Origin of the sequence: Lacibacter sp. MH-610, assembly GCF_045780045.1 — a bacterium.
GTDB lineage: Bacteria > Bacteroidota > Bacteroidia > Chitinophagales > Chitinophagaceae > Lacibacter.
This window is the reverse complement of sequence record NZ_CP116002.1, coordinates 2210585-2228432: the sequence shown is the minus strand read 5'-3', so window position 1 is coordinate 2228432 and position 17848 is coordinate 2210585. Positions and strand designations below refer to the sequence as shown.

The following is a 17848-nucleotide window of genomic DNA, read 5'->3' as shown; positions in this document are numbered from 1 at the left end:
TTTTATTAGCAACCAAACTGTACATCATACAGATTTTTACTATCAACTAAAACAAACATGTTATGAGAAAATTGACATTCGCATTTGCTTCCCTGATCATTGGCGCTGTACTTTTTGTTTCCTGTAAAGGCGATGCCGGTCCGCAAGGCCCTCAAGGTACTCAAGGTCCTCAAGGTGCTACCGGCGCTACCGGCCCGATGGGCCCTTCCGGTCCTGTAGGTGCTACAGGTGCTACTGGTCCTCAGGGTCCTGTAGGTCCACAAGGTCCTGCGGGTTCATTAACCAATGTAATTTATTCAAGCTGGCAAACCATCAGCAACTGGGCTGATACTTCAGGTTTATACAGAGGTGGTGTAAATGCAACAGGTGCCGCCGGACGCCGTGGTTTTGTAGCTACTGCTTCTGTTACACAGGCAATTGTTGATCAGGGTATCGTAATTTCTTACTTTAAACAAACCCCAACAGCTGCAACAAGCAGTTTGCCAACAGTACTTTCAGGTACTGCTGTTTACTGGTCTATCACATTAGACCAGGCACTTTATCCCGGTCGTGTAACTTACTTTGCTTCACGTTTGGAATTAGGTTCCTGGACAGCATCTGAAAACGGTCGTTTTGAAACAGGTCAGTTCCGCTATGTAATTATCCCAGGTGGTACTGCCGGCGGACGTATTATCAGCGGTCCTGCTGCAGGCTATACTGTTGACCAGATTAAATCAATGAGCTATGAACAAGTACGTTCTATGTTCAACATTCCTGAAAACGGATCAAACGAGAGATAATCATTTATCACGTTAACAAATAATGAAAAGGTCCTGCATCTGCAGGACTTTTTCATTTCTGCCCCCCGTGCTCTTTCATTACCTTTGCCGCCAATAAAAAAAGAAAGAAGACCTTAATTTTTATGGAGTTGACAAAAAATTTTGAACACAGTGCAGCAGAAGAGAAATGGTACCGTTACTGGAACGAACAGAAATACTATAACAGCACCCCTGATGATCGGGAGCCTTTTACCGTAGTCATACCTCCTCCCAATGTTACCGGTGTACTGCACATGGGTCATTGTTTGAATAATAGTATACAGGACATCCTGGTGCGGCGTGCCCGTATGCAAGGAAAGAATGCCTGCTGGGTACCGGGTACAGACCATGCTTCCATTGCCACTGAAGCTAAAGTGGTGCAAATGCTCCGTGAAAGAGGCATTCAAAAAGCATCCATCAGCCGGGATGAGTTTTTAGGTTATGCGTGGGAATGGAAAGAAAAGTATGGCGGCATCATTCTACAGCAGTTGAAGAAAATGGGTTGCAGCCTTGATTGGGACCGTGTGAACTTTACCATGGATGAGGACTATTACAAAAGTGTGATTAATGTTTTTATTGATCTCTATAATAAAGGTTATATCTACCGTGGCAAACGAATGATCAACTGGGATGTAAAAGCCAAAACAGCGTTGAGTGATGAAGAAGTGATACGGAAAGAAACGCAGCAGAAGTTGTATCATTTGAAATATAAAATAGTTGACAGTCCACAGACAACAGACGACGGTAATGCCGTGGACAGTGGGCAGTCAACTGTGGACTATATTACCATAGCCACGGTTCGTCCTGAAACCATCATGGGTGATACGGCCATTTGTGTGCACCCAAAAGATGAACGATACAAACATCTGCATGGCAAGTTTGCCATCGTTCCTTTGATCAACCGTCGTATTCCGATTATTACAGATGACTATGTAACGATGGAGTTTGGAACAGGTGCTTTGAAAGTAACGCCTGCCCATGACATGAACGATTATCAATTAGGACAGAAACACAATTTAGAAGTTGTGGATGTATTGAATGATGATGGTACATTAAGCGAAGCAGCACAGATTTATATTGGTGACGACCGGTTTGAAGCACGCAAAAAGATTGTAAAAGAACTGGAAGAAAAAGGATTCATCGTAAAAATTGAAGATTATACCAGCGAAGTGGGTTATAGTGAACGTACAGATGTTGTTGTGGAACCCCGTTTGAGTTTGCAATGGTGGGTGGATATGAAAAAAATATCCGGTCCGGCATTGGAAGTGGTAATGAACGATGAAATCAAATTCTATCCTGCCAAGTTCAAAAACCTCTACCGTCATTGGATGGAGAATATCAAAGACTGGTGCATCAGCCGTCAGTTATGGTGGGGGCATCGGATACCTGCGTGGTATGATGCAGAAGGAAACTTTTTTGTAGCGGCAACGGAAGCAGAGGCAAAGCTGCAAGCTGCAAGCAAAAAGCTGCAAGCAAAAGGCAAAGACATTACTGAACAAAACTTGCAGCTTGAAGCTGACAGCTTGAAGCTTTCTCAAGATGAAGATTGTCTGGACACCTGGTTCTCTTCCTGGCTCTGGCCTTTTGAAGTGTTCAATGGTTACAGCAATCCCGGTAATAAAGATATTCAATACTACTACCCCACCAATACGCTTGTTACAGCACCTGAAATTATTTTCTTCTGGGTGGCACGTATGATCATGGCGGGCATGGAGTATCAAAAACAAATTCCATTTAAAGAAGTTTATTTCACCGGTATTGTGCGTGACAAACAGGGCAGAAAGATGAGTAAGAGTCTTGGCAACTCACCTGACTTACTGGAACTCATCGATCGTTATGGTGCTGATGCCTGTCGTTTTGGAATTATGATTTCCTCTCCTGCCGGCAATGACTTGTTATGGGATGAAAGCAGCAATGAACAGGGCCGCAACTTTACGAACAAAATATGGAATGCATTGAAGCTGGTGAAGATGTGGGAAGGAAGACAAGCTGTAAGCTCTCAGCCACAAGCTGCAAGCTTTGCGGTAAGCTGGTTTGAAAACCGATTGAATGAAGCGAAACTGGAACTCGACACGATGTTCAAAGAGTTTCGCTTGAGCGAAGCGTTGAAAACCATTTACTCACTGATCTGGGATGATTTCTGCAGTTGGTATTTAGAGTGGGTAAAGCCCGGCTTTGAACAACCTATTGATCAAGCGGTATATGAAAAAACAGTTTCGTTCTTTGAAGAGCTGATGCAGTTATTACATCCTTACATGCCGTTTATTACAGAAGAAATTTATCATTCGCTGAAAGAACGTACTGCCGGCGATGATCTTACCATCAGGCAACTAACTCCTGCTGCTGCGGTTAACAAACAAACCATTGAAGCAGCCGGATTGCTGAAAGAAGTAATCACCGCTTTGCGTGATGTAAGGGTGAAGAACAATATCAAGCCCAAAGAAACAGTTCAACTGTTTGTAGAAACAGCACACCAGGAATTGTATTCACAGTTTGAAAGCATCTTATTAAAACAAGCTAATGCATCAGCCATGGTTTTTGGAGTGGGCGGTTCCGGTACACTTTCAACAGTTGTACAAAAAGACAGGCTCTACATTGCAACCGAAACAGCCATTGATACATCTGCACAAAAAGAACAGTTGCAGAAAGATCTTGAATACCAGAAAGGATTTCTGGAATCGGTGGAAAAGAAATTGAGCAATGAACGCTTTGTTCAAAATGCCAAACCTGAAGTAGTAGAACTGGAGCGCAAGAAAAAAGCCGATGCAGAAGCCAAGATCAAAGCAATAGAAGAAAGTTTAGCAGCGTTATAATAACAAACAAAACCTATGCGGAAGTCTGTATTTATTTTAATGGTGCTCGTAGCGGGAACTTTTGGAGCAACTGCACAGCAGAAATCTCCAACACTAACCCCGCCGGAACTGCAAACCTTCTGGAGTAATTCAAAAGGCGGCACCATACCGCTGGAATTAGTATTGAATATGATAGACTCTACTATCTGGGTGATTGATGGCAGTAAGATGAAACTCTCTATTTCAAGATTCATGTTAGTGTACCGCAGCAGGGATCGTTTTGAAGATGAACAAACCGGCGAAATAAAATCAAGGTACAACAACACTTCTGTGAATGTAAAAAACGCAGGAGTACCCGAAGAAAAATGGCGCAAGATGCTTTATGAAAACCTGAAAGCAGGTGATGAAATCTGGTTTACTGATATCATTGTAAAAGATAAACGGGGCAACTTCTTTAAAGCGCCGGATTTAAAAGTAGTGGTGAATTAACTTCAGAATAAATTAATTGGCAATACCAATTCAAATTGATTGGCATTGAGTCTCGGGTCAATCAAATCATTATCCAGCAACCAGCTGTACCGTATTCCGAAACTGAACGGAAACAAGTTCCATACCTTGGTATCAAAGAAAACTTCTGTACCGGCTGAACGTAAAGGAAAGGTTCTGCCCGTTCTCAAACTTCTTCCTCTTGTATAATCATAGAAAGCATTGGCCCTGATGCGCAGGAAGTAGATGATATTACCAATGCCGAACTCCGGATAAAACAGCGGCAAATGATAGTTGGCACTTATACGAACCGTTCTTGGAAAATTAACAGCATTATAGCCTCTTGCAAACGGAAAATTGTCTGAGAAAAACTGGCCGGAGATAGTATCTCTTGCATAAAGAGAACCGAAAAGAACAAGACTATGATTATTACTTAAGCCGGGAAGATACAATCCGGCTGTGCCCAAAAACTGGTTACCGAAATCACCGTTAATAGTACGTCTGTATTGCAGTCGGATAGTTTGAGCCCATTGCGGAAAAATCTGCTGTACAGCTTTTTGATTTTGACTTGTATAACTGATCACATTGGTGATGTAATTAAAATCAAAATCCCGGTACAGGTTTTTAGCAATACCCGTAAAAGAAAGTTTTTCAAAATTAAGTGAAGATGAAGCAAGAAAGGATTTGTACGTTCTGCCCGAAGTAAGATTCAATGGCACAGACAACCCAAGGTTTACATTTGATTCATTGAAGTTAATGGTTCGGTTAGCATTATCAACGGTTGTTCTGTTCCATGTTTGCTCTACTCCTGCACGGAGGTAAGGAAACCATGCTCCATACACCATGGATGCAGCTGCTTTATGATAACCTTCATTCCTGTTGTACGTGTAGCTGTACTCACTTACCAAGGTATTCATAATGTTTTCGCTGTAAAAAGTATAACCGAAATCAGGGTCAGACACAGTTGGTCGCCAGCTATGGATGTTCAAAAGTTTTAATCCTTTCCTGTACCTGGTAATTTCTCCGGGTAGCGCTTTCACATTACGCACAAGGTCAGGCGAAGCAGCAAATGTTTTGGACGACAAGTAGAGTTGTGGCAATTCTTCCGGCTGATTCATTTTCTCAACTTTTAATTGCTGAACCGGGGCTTTGAGTAACAGATTACCATCAACTGTAAACGTATTTAACAGGATTTGCTGCTTTGTTCCATCAAAATATGCCTGGTAACTTCCATTGGGCAATTGGGAAAGTTTAAACAATTCATTACTGCTTCTTTTGAGCAAATACAATACATCCCCTTCTTTTTGTGAAGCAGTAAACAAAACACTATCGCCATGAACCTGTATATATGAAATGGTGGTATTCCTGAATGGCAAAATAATTTTCTCCGTGTTGGTCACAGCATCCGTCTCCAGTAAAGCCATTTCACCATTTTGGTTACGTACTGCTGAAATGATCGTATTCGCATTGGTGAATCTAGGATAAGTGTAGAGATAGTTATTGGGATTCGGCAAGACTGATTGCTGTGCATCCATTCCTACATCCATCAACACCAGACTACTTTTCATATCCGTTCCATACTGCATGGCAACGATCTTGCTGGCATCACCGTTCAAATCCGGCTGAAATAAACGGGAACGGCTTTTAACTTTGATCACTTCATTGCTGTTCACATCCCACACTTTGACCACGGAATAATCTTTCCAGCCCCACCTGGCATGTGGTTCGTAAGCCGTGTATACCACTTTATCATTCCGGAACGAATAATAACTGTCATCAGCAATATCCTTTACACGAAGTTTGGTTTGATTGCCTTTTGCATCAATGGATACCCATACCGGAATTTGCCGGTAGGATGATTTCAGCACCAGTGTATTACCATTGCCTAAAACAAACGGGTATTGATAATTGCTTACATTATTTTTTTCTGCAGGTGTAATCACTTCAAAACCGGCAGTAACACTTTTGGCATCGGGTTTCATCTGCTCTTTGTAAAAATCAAAGGCATGGTTTACAAAGGTTTTAAATTTTTCTCCTGAATGTTTCTTTACCGCATGTTGAAACGGGTAAAACAATCCTTTATAATCAACAGCGTCTTCTGTTACTTTTTTCCAGAAATCATTACCGTACTTTTCTCTTCCATAACCTACCAATAAATAACCAAGATCATAATGATTTGGTATAAATTGACGGAACGAACCATTCCGCAATTTCATATAACTGTATGGCTTATCCGTTTGCCAGATGGAACGATACGCATTAAAGAAATTCGGCAATCGTCCCCTGCCCTGCTGGGTTACCATGGTTTCCTGCCATACCGCATCTCCTTCAAAAAACCAATCAGGCACTGCGCCACCAAAGCCAAGTGCGGTTCCTTCCTGTCCTAAAAAAACATTCAACAGTTTGGGAACAGTACGATTGAAATTCGCAAACTGTTCCATATGCCGGTGCTCATGTACCGCCAATGATAAATGCCAGGGAATGGAACCGTCAGACAAATTATTTAAAGCCGGCATCATAAAATATTCACTCCGGTAAGGAGCAATGCCCACATAGGCATTTGATTGCACGGTTTGATTTTGCAGCACCACATCAAAGCGACGAAGTTTATTACCCAATGGCGCCGGGTTGTTTTTGTACAACTGATGAACCGTCCATGCTACTTCCCTTGCCTGTTGTTCCAACGCTTTGGGAAAAATAACCCGTACAGAATCAGTGGTGAGTTGATAGAATTTTAACGAAGGAGGATTCCCGCCAAATACCTGCGCTTTTACAGCAACAGACACAAACAATAGAGTGATAAAAAGAAGCAAATTACGCATGGTCTAAAATTAATTGAAGTTGGTGAAAAAAATCAGCTTGAACAATTATCTTGTAAACTCATTCAACCAGTATGCTCCTATTAGCATTGTCCATAGCGCCGGGAATTGCCATCAGTCTGTACATTTTTTTTAAAGATGAGTTTAACCGTGAGCCGAAGCTCAAACTCATTATATGTTTTTTCCTGGGCTGTTTGAGTGTGTTGCCGGCTATCCTCTTCCAGGTGCTTACCACCAAACCCACAGATATTTTCTTTGAAAACGGAATATTGTACACGGCATTTTTCTCGTACATCATTGTTGCTTTGAGTGAAGAGATGAGTAAGTTCCTGGCACTTCGTTTTTATGCGTTTCCCAAACAATCATTTGATGAACCTTATGATGGTATTGTGTACAGTGTGATGGTGGGCATGGGATTTGCCACAGTGGAAAACATCGGCTATGTGTACCAGCATGGTCTGGGCACAGCTATCCTGCGTATGTTTCTGGCCGTGCCTGCACACGGAACTTTTGCTGTGCTCATGGGCTATTTTGCAGGCAAAGCAAAATTTCTACCCGAAAAGAAATTTTATTACTTATTTCTCGGTGTGTTCTGGGCGGTATTTTTTCACGGCACGTATGACTTCTTTTTGTTTTTACAGGGAAATGATACCGTAAACCGATACGTGGGTGATGGTTTGTTATTTGCAGGTGCTGTTGCTTCGTTTATTGTTGCATTACGATTGAGCCGCAAAGCCATACAGGAACATATTGCCATTTCCAAACAAATGTATATTGATGGACAATCTTTCGATTCATAAAGTAAATGCTGCATCTATTCCTTTAATTCAGGAGCTAACGATGCAGGTGTGGCCGCAAACGTATGGCGCCACTATTTCGCAGGAGCAGATTGATTATATGCTGCAGATGATGTACAGCACAGAAGCTTTGCAGGAACAAATGAACGAAGGTGCCCAATTTATCATTGCGTATTATAACGAACAACCGGTTGGTTTTGTATCCTATGGACCCACTGAAAAAGAACATGAATTTAAATTGCATAAGCTGTACGTAATCACTACCATTCAAAAAACAGGTGCAGGTAAAGGGCTGTTACAATTTGTAATGCAGGATGTACAACAGCAGGGATGCAAACATCTGATCTTACAGGTAAACCGTGAAAATGAAAATGCCATCGGTTTCTACAACCGTATGGGATTTATCAAAGAATACGAAGCTGATTTTGACATCGGCCATGGATTTTACATGAAGGATTATGTGATGGGAATAGATTTATAGTTTATGGTTGTTAATTGAATAAAGTTTAATAACACATCTCCCACAATGAAGCTCTACTGTGGACTGTCGACCGTTGACTATGGACTGACTCACTTCTTCTGTTCATAAAATATTTTCAGCTTTTGTACCAGCGCATCAGCTATGCTGTCGTTCTTTGCTCCGTATGCATTTAACAAAACGCCTTTGTGTCCATCGGTGCTTTCAATGGCAAATAGAATCGCCTGGTCATCCGGATCAGTATTATCTTCAAAACGATGCACTTCATGAATATGAAATTGCTCCGGGTGCAAACGCAAAGAAGGTTCATGACAGATCAATGCATTTTCTTCCAGGTTAAAATCAAGGGTATAACCTCTTTGCTTTAAACCATTGATGGCTTCGCTAACTGTTTCGTATGTGTACATGGAAAGGTTTTTGGTTTATTGTTTATTGTTCATGGTTCATAGCAAATGGCTCATAATAAAGACTCTTACTTCTTACTTCTTACTTCTTACTTCTTACCTCGTACTTGTCCTCACACTCTCACCTGCGTTTCTTTCAGCACTCCCATCACAAACACACTTTGCACATTACCGATGTTTTCGCTCTGGCTGAGTTTATTTACATGAAAGTTATAATAATCATCCATATTCTCCGCCACCACTTTCAGCATAAAATCAAATTCACCGGAAATATTGTAGCACTCAATTACTTCATCCAGTTCATGAATGTGTTTAATAAATCGTGCCCCTGCTGTTTTGCTGTGTGCTTTCAATGATACATACACAATCACCATCAATCCTTTTTTTACCTTGGCATGGTTTACAACAGCGGTGTATTGCTTTATCACCCCGCTTTGCTCCAGCCACTTGATCCGTTCATGAACAGGTGTGGTGCTCAGGTGTACTTTTTCAGCAATTTCCTTCACCGTCATTCTTGCGTTTTGCTGTAGTAAGCGGAGAATGGAGAGATCGGTTTTATCCAGCATAACTTCTGTCTTAGTGGATTGTTCTGTTTGTACTGCTTTTGCCATAGCTGTAAAGGATATTTTTCTATAAATCTACTTCATTTCAGACGATTCTTCTTAATCTTTTAAAATTACCGTTATTTTCTACTAATCTGTTTACCTTTGACTTTCCAAAAAATTACAACATGTCTACACTTACAAGAAACAAAATTGACTTCGATCTGAAGTACAAGGTAAAAGATATCAGCCTCGCAGAATGGGGCCGTAAAGAAATCCGTTTGGCTGAAGCAGAAATGCCCGGTCTCATGGCATTACGTGCTGAGTATGGCGCACAACAACCCTTGAAAGGTGCACGTGTTGCCGGCTGTTTGCACATGACCATTCAAACGGCTGTGTTGATTGAAACACTCGTTGCTTTAGGTGCTGAAGTTAAATGGAGCTCTTGTAACATCTTCTCTACACAGGATCATGCTGCTGCTGCTATTGCCGCTGCAGGTATTGGTGTGTATGCATGGAAAGGTCAAACACAGGAAGAAGCAGATTGGTGCATTGAGCAAACTTTGTTCTTTGGTTCACCGGATCGTCCGTTGAATATGATCCTGGATGATGGTGGCGATTTAACTAACATGGTACTGGATAATTACACGGAACTCATCAGCGGCATCAAAGGTATCAGCGAAGAAACAACAACAGGTGTACACCGTTTGTATGAGCGTGTAGCAAAAGGCACATTACCGATGCCGGCGATCAATGTAAACGACAGCGTTACTAAATCTAAGTTTGATAATAAATACGGTTGTAAAGAATCATTGGTTGATTCAATCCGTCGTGCTACCGATGTAATGCTTGCAGGTAAAATTGCAGTGGTTGGTGGTTATGGTGATGTGGGTAAAGGTTCAGCTGCTTCATTAGCAGGCGCCGGTTGCCGTGTGATTGTTACAGAGATCGATCCCATCTGTGCGTTGCAAGCTGCAATGGATGGTTTTGAAGTGAAGAAGATGAAAGATGCCGTGAAAGAAGCTGATATTGTGGTTACTGCTTCCGGTTGCCGTGATTTGATTACGGGTGAGCATTTCAAACTGATGAAAGATAAAGTGATTGTATGTAACATCGGACACTTTGATATTGAAATTGATGTTGCATGGTTGAACACCAACTATGGTCATACCAAAGACACCATCAAACCACAAGTAGATATTTACAATGTAGATGGAAAAGACATCATCTTATTGGCTGAAGGCCGCCTGGTGAACCTTGGTTGTGCCACCGGTCACCCCTCCTTTGTAATGAGTAACTCATTCACGAACCAAACATTGGCCCAGATTGAATTGTGGCTGAACCACAAAAATTACGACAACAATGTGTATGTGTTACCCAAGCACCTGGATGAGAAAGTTGCACGTCTGCACTTGTCAAAGATTGGTGTTGAGTTGGATGAATTAACCTCTGCACAAAGTGAGTACCTCGGTATTCCGCAGAACGGACCGTTCAAAGCTGAGCATTATCGTTATTAATTTCTTAGATACAATTGTAAAACCCCGACCTGAGTGTCGGGGTTTTTTGTAATGAAGATTCCAATATCTTTAATCAAAAAAACCGATGACCACCACATCCAATCAGCGGCTTTTTCAAATCACCATCGCTACCATCACCTGGCTCATGCTGCTGCTTCAGTTCTATCTTCAGATTGCAAACCGCACCACTTCTATAACAGAAGCTATTATCCGGTATTTCAGTTACTTTACCATACTTACCAATTTACTGGTAGCCATCAGCTTTACATCATTACTGTTACCCGGCAGCCGGTGGCATTCCTTCTTTTCAAGGTATACAGTATTAACAGCCGTAACACTTTACATACTCATTGTTGGTCTTGTATATAATCTTGTACTTCGCTCCCAATGGAATCCGCAGGGATTGCAACTGGTTGCAGATAACGGACTGCACACCATTACACCCATACTTACATTGTTCTATTGGTTTACCTATGTAAGTGCTAAAAATATCAAGTGGGCTCAAACCGTTCCATGGCTCATTTACCCTTTTGCATATTTGATCTACGCCTTGATAAGAGGCTCTTTCAGTCATTTTTATCCTTACTTTTTTATTAATGTAGATAACCTGGGTTACAGTAAAGCATTGCTCAATGCTGGTTTTGTAACAGCTGCTTTCCTGGTAGTGGCGTTATTGCTTTTAGGAGCAGGTAAAATAAAACGTGTATGAAAAGAAGTATTGTACTGCTTGCAGTTTTAATGATTACAGTAAATAGTTCACAGGCACAGCTGGTAAAAACAGATGCCAATCTTTTAAAACTGAAATGCCCTGATACCGCAAAGGCTGAATTCATCACGACCAAGGGAAATTTCATCGTTGAAATCTACCGTCAATGGTCGCCTTTAGGCGCTGACCGGTTTTATCAACTCATTAAAAGTGGCTATTACAACAATACAATCCTGTTTCGAGTGGTGAAAGATTATCTCGTTCAGTTTGGTGTGAGTGAAGACAAAACCAAAAACATTTTCTGGCAAAGCAGAAATCTGAAAGATGAACCTGTGGTGGGTAGTAATACAGCAGGTACCTTGAGCTATTCAAGAGGAAATCCCAACACCCGCAAAACATCTGTGTTTATCAATTTAAGAGATAATACCACTTACGATACCATCACCATTGCCGGTGTAAAGGGCTTTGTGCCTTTTGCCAGGATCATCAGCGGTTTAGATGTAGCCAAAAGTTTTTTCAGTAATTATGGCAATGATACCATGAAAAGTGCTGATACTATTTATTTCAAAGGCAATACCTGGATGCAGAAAAAATTTCCGGGGCTTGACATGATCAAAGAAGTCAGGATCATAAAGTAAACGCCCAAAGCTGTTACAGCTTTCAAAAAGTCTGATTCCAATCCTTTAAGTTTTCCACAAAAATGGAGTTTTGCACGGCATTTGTTTTAACTATTGCCCAACCTCGACAATATGAAACTGGAAGTAATCAGGAACCTTCAATTCAGCCGTCTTGTAAAAACCGGCGATCGTTTAAGAGAATTCAACTTTACCAAACTCCGTGGCCTCATGGATGGTTTTTTCAGTATTGATGTGGCTGATGAAAAAGGCAACCGCATCATTTTTCTGATGGAACGGAACGGTGACTACTGGCATATTTCTGAAACAGAAATTTCATTACCGTCCTGGGTAACTGCCAGCATCGACAAACTTCATGAACTGATTGAATCGGCCCTGGACAATTATGACCCTGATTTCTTTAAACCTGTTATACCGGAACAGGAAGCTGTTGCCGTGTAGGATTCTTACATAGTTTTACTCAAAACATCTAATTTTTTTCTTCTCGGCTTCACGGCTAAATTCGCAGCCCACAAAAAGAAGCACAGAACTATGATGGAATTTGTTTCAACGATTGCAGGCACTCTCAGCCTGCGTGCCGCACAGGTAGAAGCGGTATTGAGTTTATTGGATGAAGGAGCTACTATTCCTTTTATTGCCCGTTACCGTAAAGACAAAACAGGTAATCTTGATGAGGTACAGATTCAGCAAATTCAGGATCAGGATAAATTTCTGAAAGAATTTACGGAGCGGAAAACATTTATTGAAAAAACAATTACCGAACAAGGCAAGATGACGGATGCGCTGCAACAGAAATTAAATGCAGCCACTACGCTCAACGAGTTGGAAGATATTTACCTGCCTTACAAACCCAAACGCAAAACCAAAGCACAAACAGCTAAAGAAAATGGATTAGAGCCATTGGCCTTGTTTCTATTGGAACAAAAAGATGCAGATGTATTTGCAGAAGCTGAAAAGTTCATCAATGAAAAAGTAAAATCGGCTGACGAAGCCTTACAAGGCGCCCGAGACATCATTGCCGAACAGGTGAATGAAGATGCAAACATCCGTGCCGGCTTGCGTAAATTTTTTGAAGACAGAGCCTTGGTGAAGAGCAGTGTGATGAAAGATAAAGAAACAGAAGGTGCCAAGTACAAAGACTATTTTGATTTCAGTGAACCTGTTCATAAAATACCATCGCATCGCATCCTTGCCATTCTACGTGGATTTACAGAAGGTATTTTAAAAATGAGTATTGAGCCGGAAGAAGAACTGGCGATTGAACTGATTGAAGAAAATTTGGTAAAAGGCATGAATGATGCTACGGCACAGGTGAAGAAAGCTGTGAAAGATGCGTATAAGAGATTGTTACAGCCAAGCCTTGAAACGGAGTTCCGCTCTCAGCTGAAACAAAAAGCAGATGAGGAAGCTATTACCGTGTTTGCTGAAAATCTGCGTCAGCTTTTGTTAAGCAGTCCGTTGGGAGGCAAACGAATCCTGGCCATTGATCCCGGTTACCGTACCGGCTGCAAAATTGTTTGCTTAGACGAAAAAGGTGAACTGCAAACCACCGATTTGATTTATATACATGAGGCGGGCAAAGCATACAGCAGTGAGCAAACCATCCGTCATCTCGTGGCTGCATTCCAGGTACAAACGATTGCCATTGGCGATGGTACTGCCGGAAGAGAAACAGAACAGTTTATTAAAAAACTCAATCTTGGATTACCCATCTTCCTCGTGAATGAAGACGGCGCATCAGTTTACAGCGCCAGTGAAGTTGCCCGTGAAGAATTTCCTGATAAAGATGTAACAGTGCGTGGCGCTGTAAGCATCGGCAGAAGATTGATGGATCCATTGGCCGAACTGGTGAAGATTGATCCCAAAAGCATTGGCGTGGGCCAATACCAGCATGATGTAAATCAAATCCGCTTAAAAGAACGATTGGATCAAACGGTGGTGAGTTGTGTGAACCAGGTGGGTGTTAATTTGAATACAGCCAGCAAACATTTGCTGAGCTATGTAAGTGGTATCAACAGTGGCATTGCTGAAAATATTGTAAAGTACAGAAATGAAATCGGTCGTTTCAGCAATCGCAAACAATTATTGAAAGTAGCAAGATTGGGTGATAAAGCATTTGAACAGTGCGCAGGCTTTCTCCGCATTAACGATGGAGAAAATGCCTTGGACAAAAGTGCCGTACATCCTGAAGCTTATACTATAGTTGAGCAAATGGCTTCTGATCTTAAGGTGAAAGTAGAAGAGCTCATTGGCAATGAAACACTCATCAAACAAATGAATGTAAAGAATTATGTGAATGAGCAGTTTGGTGAACTTACTATTAATGATATCCTCAAAGAATTACTTAAACCTGGTCTTGATCCCCGCAGTGAAATTCAAACATTCGAATATGCCAATATTTACAGTATTGAAGAAGTAACACCGGGTATGGTGGTGCCGGGTATTGTTACCAACCTCACCCGCTTTGGTGCTTTTGTTGATATTGGTGTAAAACAGGATGGACTGGTACATGTATCAGAAATTTCACATGAGTACATTACAGATCCTGCTGAAAAATTAAAGTTGAATGACAAAGTGCAGGTGAAAGTATTGGAAGTGGATCTGCCCCGCAAGCGTATTGCACTTTCCATCAAACAAACCATGGAAGCACCGGCAAGAGGAACCAGAACCAACAAACCCGGTTCTTTTAAAAAGAAGGAAGAAGATTTAAGCAACCTGAGTGTGAACGATGCACTGGCAGCATTAAAGAAAAAGTTTGGCAAGTAAAAAAAGAAAGGCGCATCAGTAACGATGCGCCTCTTTTTTTTCGACATCAACCATATTTTATAATCTGAAACCTACTGTAAAGCTCAGCACTCGGTGTTTGTTGTTATTATCTGCATTACTGTCCGCTCCTGATTGAAGTTTGGCTAAACCTAAACCATAGTTCACAGAAAATAAAGCGGCCTTGCCTTCAAAACCAATGGTACCGTTTAAACCATAATCAAAACGACGCATGATATTGAACCCTGCTCCTTCTTCTCCGGATGTAGCAGGATTATCATTGGAGAATTTGATATTGTTTTCGCTGGAGAATGCAACTCCCAGGAAACGACCTTCTGCTTTATTCTTTCCTGCAATACCCATAGCTACATAAGGCCCGGCGCCAACAAAAAATTTTGAATCTTTATCACCCAAAGGAAGTTTGGCTACCACATTCACCGGCACTTCAATGTAAATAGGATTGGAAGTTGCCTTGTAATAATTGGCATCATTCGTATTACCGGATTGTGCTTTCGTACCCTTTCCTGTAAAAAATAACCCCGGCTGAATTGATAATAAATTTTTAATTACCGGAACATCACCCTGCAGACCCACATGAAAACTAGGTAATGCTTTTGCTTCATCAATAGAGCCATCATCTTTTACAGATACATTGGCAAGGTTAAAACCACCTTTAATAAATACAGATGATTGCTGTGCAAAGGAGTTAACAAAAAAACCTGTCAGGAGGATAAATAAAGTCAGCTTTTGTTTCATAATTCTAATTTTTTGGAATGCATTTTTCAAATTATATGCCAAAAGAAATTTTGACATGCTTCATTTGACGATGAAATGACATAGAAGTTTAACTGCAAAGAAAAACCCCGGCAGTAATGCCGGGGCTCCCCATTGTCATCAGGTCTTTCATATTCAATGCGTTATTCAACCGCTTCATCTACATAGGCACTTATCCAACCTACCTGTCCGGTCTTCACCATAAAAAATTGCTTGGTCTCATAAATACTTTTGAACTGCCGCATGATTTTCAATAAAAGTCCCGTACCTGCAATCAATGATTTCTGATCAAACACACCATGCACTCTTTTGATTTCTTTTAAAACAGCTTCTTTATCCACTTCAGGATCTTTAATACGCTTTACAAGTTCTTCCGGTGATAATGATTTATAATTAGAATATAGTTGCTCATGAAACTTAGCTACTTCCTCATAGGTAACCGGCACTACAGAATTGCTTACCAGTTCCGGGTAAATAAGTGTGGCTACGCTCCAGGCAATACCGCCACTGCACACAATATTATCACTCAAGGCATAAGCACCACTTACGTTTACAGCATAAATAATGTCATTGTTTTCAGCACCTTCCAGCACACGGCTGAGCTGGCGTTTAAAATTAGCCAGTGATACATCGTCGCCTAAAGTTTTATCTGTTGCATTGGTGGTGCTCTTGGTGCCCCAGTTTACCTGGAACATTTTAAATTCATTGGTATTACCAAAAGGGAAATAACCGCCTTTTGTGTTTCCGCTACCGATATCGATCAGAAAAGAGTTATAACGACGTGCATTCGGAATAATACCAAGGTGTGAGAGTTTTGACTCCGTCATTACATCAATCACATCAACTTTTCTTCCGGGATCATTGATGTTTTTCTGGAATGCAGTAATCAAATTAGCAATCCATTCTGCTTTATTTTCTTTCTCTGCCTGCATTTTAACACCGCTGCTGATAACTGTAAAAATGCGGCGTACTGGTATTTTATATTCAGAACTGGCAAGGTTATAAAATGAAGTTAGGCTGGCCAGTGTGGCATCAAATGTAGCCTGGGTGAAAGAAATAAAATCAGTGTTAAACGTTGAATCTTTTAAAATATTAAAGTTGCCGGTGGTTTGAGCCGTTTTGCTGATTTCAACTACACTCATCTTCACCCCTTTACTCCCCACTTCTATACCTACATATACATTACCCTTGGTGAATTTGGTTTTAAATGCTGTTTGGGCATCCGCACAAAATACAATCAATAGAAGAAAAGCAGACAGAAACAGGCGGAAAAAATGTAGTAATCTCATAACAACTCTATTATTAAAGATAAAAGTAAAAAGAACCCGGAGGCTTATGGCATCAGTTTCTGCAAAGACTTAAAATGTGAAAAACTTATATAGAAATGTGAACAGCTTATTCGTTTACAACAATATCTTTTTTTACCAGCTTTTGTCCATTACAATAAATCAACAGTTGATAAACACCCTTTGTAAAATTGGTAACGGGTATAGAGGTTGAAAACTTACGGTTATCGTTGCGGCTGAAATCCCAATTTAATTTTCTCGAATAACGTAACATTCCTTCGCTTTTACTTGAAAATACACCCGCAATCCACTCATCGTCCTGCACTGTATTGCCTGCCGGATCTTTTAAAATCATATAAAGAGATGCGGTACCGCTTCCATCTCCTGCTGATTTAAGCCAAAAAGAAACAGAAACAATACTGCCGCTGTTTCCACCCACAGCCTGCGCCATAACATCCTGTATCGAAAATGAGGTTTCAGCTACTTCAGTTGCCCTGGTTTTGATAGCACCGGTACCGGTTGTTGGTTGATTAGCGGGGGCATTTACAGGAACAATATTGTTTTTGATGGTGGCATTTTGATTGTTAAACTGGTAAATCTTCACCTGTAATGCCTGGATTTTCAATAAAGCTTTGCGCAGGTCTTCTTTCGTCACCGTTTGCTCATTGAGCATGTTTACAATTTCTGTTTTCAACGTATCAATTTCACCGGCTTTTTGCTGCAATTCCCTACTCAGTGAATCTTTGCCAACGATAACGGTTTCCAGTTGTGCAATGGTAGAGCGGTACAAAGTAGTAAGAGAATCATTTAATTGTTTTGTTCCATCCGGCACCGCTACACGCTCCGTTCCTGCAGGTGTAGCATATTTACTTTTATCGTAAATGTGATAAACCCAGGTAGCAATCAAACAAACCGAAAGTAACAACAACAATATGGTACGAGCATCCCTCATTTGAAACGAAACTAACCATTTCCGCTACTGTACACTTGAATAAATATGATTTGTGGAAAAACTGTGAAATGAAAACGTCCTGCCATAAGACAGGACGTTC

At 41.0% G+C, this 17848-nt stretch carries 16 protein-coding genes; 10 read left to right on the top strand and 6 right to left on the bottom strand.

Features of this window, described 5'->3' with window-relative positions; translation table 11 throughout:
* Positions 1 to 62: 62 nt before the first annotated feature.
* The 3 genes from PDL71_RS10210 to PDL71_RS10200 all read left to right on the top strand — a co-directional run bounded on the left by PDL71_RS10210 (position 63) and on the right by PDL71_RS10200 (position 4078).
* The gene (locus PDL71_RS10210) at positions 63 to 779 is read left to right on the top strand and encodes a hypothetical protein (protein ID WP_407520612.1); all 717 of its coding nucleotides are present in this window, start codon (positions 63 to 65) and stop codon (positions 777 to 779) included.
* A 122-nt stretch (positions 780 to 901) separates the two neighbouring features.
* A complete protein-coding gene (locus PDL71_RS10205; protein WP_407520610.1) occupies positions 902 to 3610 on the top strand; it encodes a valine--tRNA ligase in 2709 nt (902 codons plus the stop codon).
* Positions 3611 to 3625: 15 nt separating this feature from the next.
* The gene (locus tag PDL71_RS10200) at positions 3626 to 4078 is read left to right on the top strand and encodes a hypothetical protein (protein WP_407520608.1); all 453 of its coding nucleotides are present in this window, start codon (positions 3626 to 3628) and stop codon (positions 4076 to 4078) included.
* 2 nt (positions 4079 to 4080) lie between these two features.
* Here the strand turns inward: PDL71_RS10200 and PDL71_RS10195 are convergent, their stop codons facing one another.
* Positions 4081 to 6897, bottom strand: coding sequence for a hypothetical protein (locus tag PDL71_RS10195; protein ID WP_407520606.1), 2817 nt, complete (start codon positions 6895 to 6897; stop codon positions 4081 to 4083).
* Positions 6898 to 6968: 71 nt separating this feature from the next.
* Here PDL71_RS10195 and PDL71_RS10190 point away from each other — a divergent pair, with 71 nt between their 5' ends.
* Entirely contained in the window at positions 6969 to 7694 is a 726-nt protein-coding gene (locus tag PDL71_RS10190) for a PrsW family intramembrane metalloprotease (RefSeq protein WP_407520604.1), read from the top strand.
* Positions 7672 to 8172, top strand: a complete 501-nt coding sequence (locus tag PDL71_RS10185) for a GNAT family N-acetyltransferase (protein ID WP_407520603.1) — start codon at positions 7672 to 7674, stop codon at positions 8170 to 8172. Before PDL71_RS10190 ends, PDL71_RS10185 begins: the two co-directional genes overlap by 23 nt.
* A gap of 89 nt (positions 8173 to 8261) precedes the next feature.
* On the opposite strand, the gene PDL71_RS10180 is transcribed toward PDL71_RS10185, so the two are convergent.
* A complete protein-coding gene (locus PDL71_RS10180; protein WP_407520601.1) occupies positions 8262 to 8576 on the bottom strand; it encodes a phosphoribosylpyrophosphate synthetase in 315 nt (104 codons plus the stop codon).
* A 110-nt stretch (positions 8577 to 8686) separates the two neighbouring features.
* The gene (locus tag PDL71_RS10175; protein WP_407520599.1) at positions 8687 to 9184 is read right to left on the bottom strand and encodes an Lrp/AsnC family transcriptional regulator; all 498 of its coding nucleotides are present in this window, start codon (positions 9182 to 9184) and stop codon (positions 8687 to 8689) included.
* Between the two features lie 119 nt (positions 9185 to 9303).
* Here PDL71_RS10175 and ahcY point away from each other — a divergent pair, with 119 nt between their 5' ends.
* The 5 genes from ahcY (at position 9304) to PDL71_RS10150 (ending at position 14739) form a co-directional block, all read left to right on the top strand.
* Positions 9304 to 10632: an adenosylhomocysteinase gene (gene ahcY / locus PDL71_RS10170; protein WP_407520597.1), complete on the top strand. Its 1329-nt coding sequence runs from the start codon at positions 9304 to 9306 to the stop codon at positions 10630 to 10632.
* An 85-nt stretch (positions 10633 to 10717) separates the two neighbouring features.
* Positions 10718 to 11341 carry a Pr6Pr family membrane protein gene (locus tag PDL71_RS10165; protein ID WP_407520595.1) on the top strand — a complete coding sequence of 208 codons (624 nt, stop codon included), beginning with the start codon at positions 10718 to 10720 and terminating at the stop codon, positions 11339 to 11341.
* Positions 11338 to 11976 carry a peptidylprolyl isomerase gene (locus tag PDL71_RS10160; RefSeq protein ID WP_407520593.1) on the top strand — a complete coding sequence of 213 codons (639 nt, stop codon included), beginning with the start codon at positions 11338 to 11340 and terminating at the stop codon, positions 11974 to 11976. Before PDL71_RS10165 ends, PDL71_RS10160 begins: the two co-directional genes overlap by 4 nt.
* Before the next feature lie 111 nt (positions 11977 to 12087).
* Positions 12088 to 12414 (top strand): hypothetical protein, encoded by a 327-nt coding sequence (locus tag PDL71_RS10155; RefSeq protein WP_407520591.1) that lies wholly within the window; start codon positions 12088 to 12090, stop codon positions 12412 to 12414.
* A 90-nt stretch (positions 12415 to 12504) separates the two neighbouring features.
* The gene (locus PDL71_RS10150; RefSeq protein ID WP_407520589.1) at positions 12505 to 14739 is read left to right on the top strand and encodes a Tex family protein; all 2235 of its coding nucleotides are present in this window, start codon (positions 12505 to 12507) and stop codon (positions 14737 to 14739) included.
* A gap of 57 nt (positions 14740 to 14796) precedes the next feature.
* On the opposite strand, the gene PDL71_RS10145 is transcribed toward PDL71_RS10150, so the two are convergent.
* From PDL71_RS10145 to PDL71_RS10135, 3 genes are all read right to left on the bottom strand, one after another.
* Positions 14797 to 15492: an outer membrane beta-barrel protein gene (locus PDL71_RS10145; protein ID WP_407520587.1), complete on the bottom strand. Its 696-nt coding sequence runs from the start codon at positions 15490 to 15492 to the stop codon at positions 14797 to 14799.
* A 161-nt stretch (positions 15493 to 15653) separates the two neighbouring features.
* Positions 15654 to 16799, bottom strand: coding sequence for a hypothetical protein (locus PDL71_RS10140; protein WP_407520585.1), 1146 nt, complete (start codon positions 16797 to 16799; stop codon positions 15654 to 15656).
* Positions 16800 to 16905: 106 nt separating this feature from the next.
* Positions 16906 to 17748, bottom strand: coding sequence for a hypothetical protein (locus PDL71_RS10135; protein ID WP_407520583.1), 843 nt, complete (start codon positions 17746 to 17748; stop codon positions 16906 to 16908).
* Positions 17749 to 17848 lie beyond the last annotated feature (100 nt).

Bases quoted from the DNA above. Each gene is read 5' to 3' on its own strand.
- PDL71_RS10210 (WP_407520612.1), top strand. From the start codon at position 63: ATGAGAAAATTGACATTCGCATTTGCTTCCCTGATCATTGGCGCTGTA.
- PDL71_RS10205 (WP_407520610.1), top strand. From the start codon at position 902: ATGGAGTTGACAAAAAATTTTGAACACAGTGCAGCAGAAGAGAAATGG.
- PDL71_RS10200 (WP_407520608.1), top strand. From the start codon at position 3,626: ATGCGGAAGTCTGTATTTATTTTAATGGTGCTCGTAGCGGGAACTTTT.
- PDL71_RS10195 (WP_407520606.1), bottom strand. From the start codon at position 6,897: ATGCGTAATTTGCTTCTTTTTATCACTCTATTGTTTGTGTCTGTTGCT.
- PDL71_RS10190 (WP_407520604.1), top strand. From the start codon at position 6,969: ATGCTCCTATTAGCATTGTCCATAGCGCCGGGAATTGCCATCAGTCTG.
- PDL71_RS10185 (WP_407520603.1), top strand. From the start codon at position 7,672: ATGGACAATCTTTCGATTCATAAAGTAAATGCTGCATCTATTCCTTTA.
- PDL71_RS10180 (WP_407520601.1), bottom strand. From the start codon at position 8,576: ATGTACACATACGAAACAGTTAGCGAAGCCATCAATGGTTTAAAGCAA.
- PDL71_RS10175 (WP_407520599.1), bottom strand. From the start codon at position 9,184: ATGGCAAAAGCAGTACAAACAGAACAATCCACTAAGACAGAAGTTATG.
- ahcY (WP_407520597.1), top strand. From the start codon at position 9,304: ATGTCTACACTTACAAGAAACAAAATTGACTTCGATCTGAAGTACAAG.
- PDL71_RS10165 (WP_407520595.1), top strand. From the start codon at position 10,718: ATGACCACCACATCCAATCAGCGGCTTTTTCAAATCACCATCGCTACC.
- PDL71_RS10160 (WP_407520593.1), top strand. From the start codon at position 11,338: ATGAAAAGAAGTATTGTACTGCTTGCAGTTTTAATGATTACAGTAAAT.
- PDL71_RS10155 (WP_407520591.1), top strand. From the start codon at position 12,088: ATGAAACTGGAAGTAATCAGGAACCTTCAATTCAGCCGTCTTGTAAAA.
- PDL71_RS10150 (WP_407520589.1), top strand. From the start codon at position 12,505: ATGATGGAATTTGTTTCAACGATTGCAGGCACTCTCAGCCTGCGTGCC.
- PDL71_RS10145 (WP_407520587.1), bottom strand. From the start codon at position 15,492: ATGAAACAAAAGCTGACTTTATTTATCCTCCTGACAGGTTTTTTTGTT.
- PDL71_RS10140 (WP_407520585.1), bottom strand. From the start codon at position 16,799: ATGAGATTACTACATTTTTTCCGCCTGTTTCTGTCTGCTTTTCTTCTA.
- PDL71_RS10135 (WP_407520583.1), bottom strand. From the start codon at position 17,748: ATGAGGGATGCTCGTACCATATTGTTGTTGTTACTTTCGGTTTGTTTG.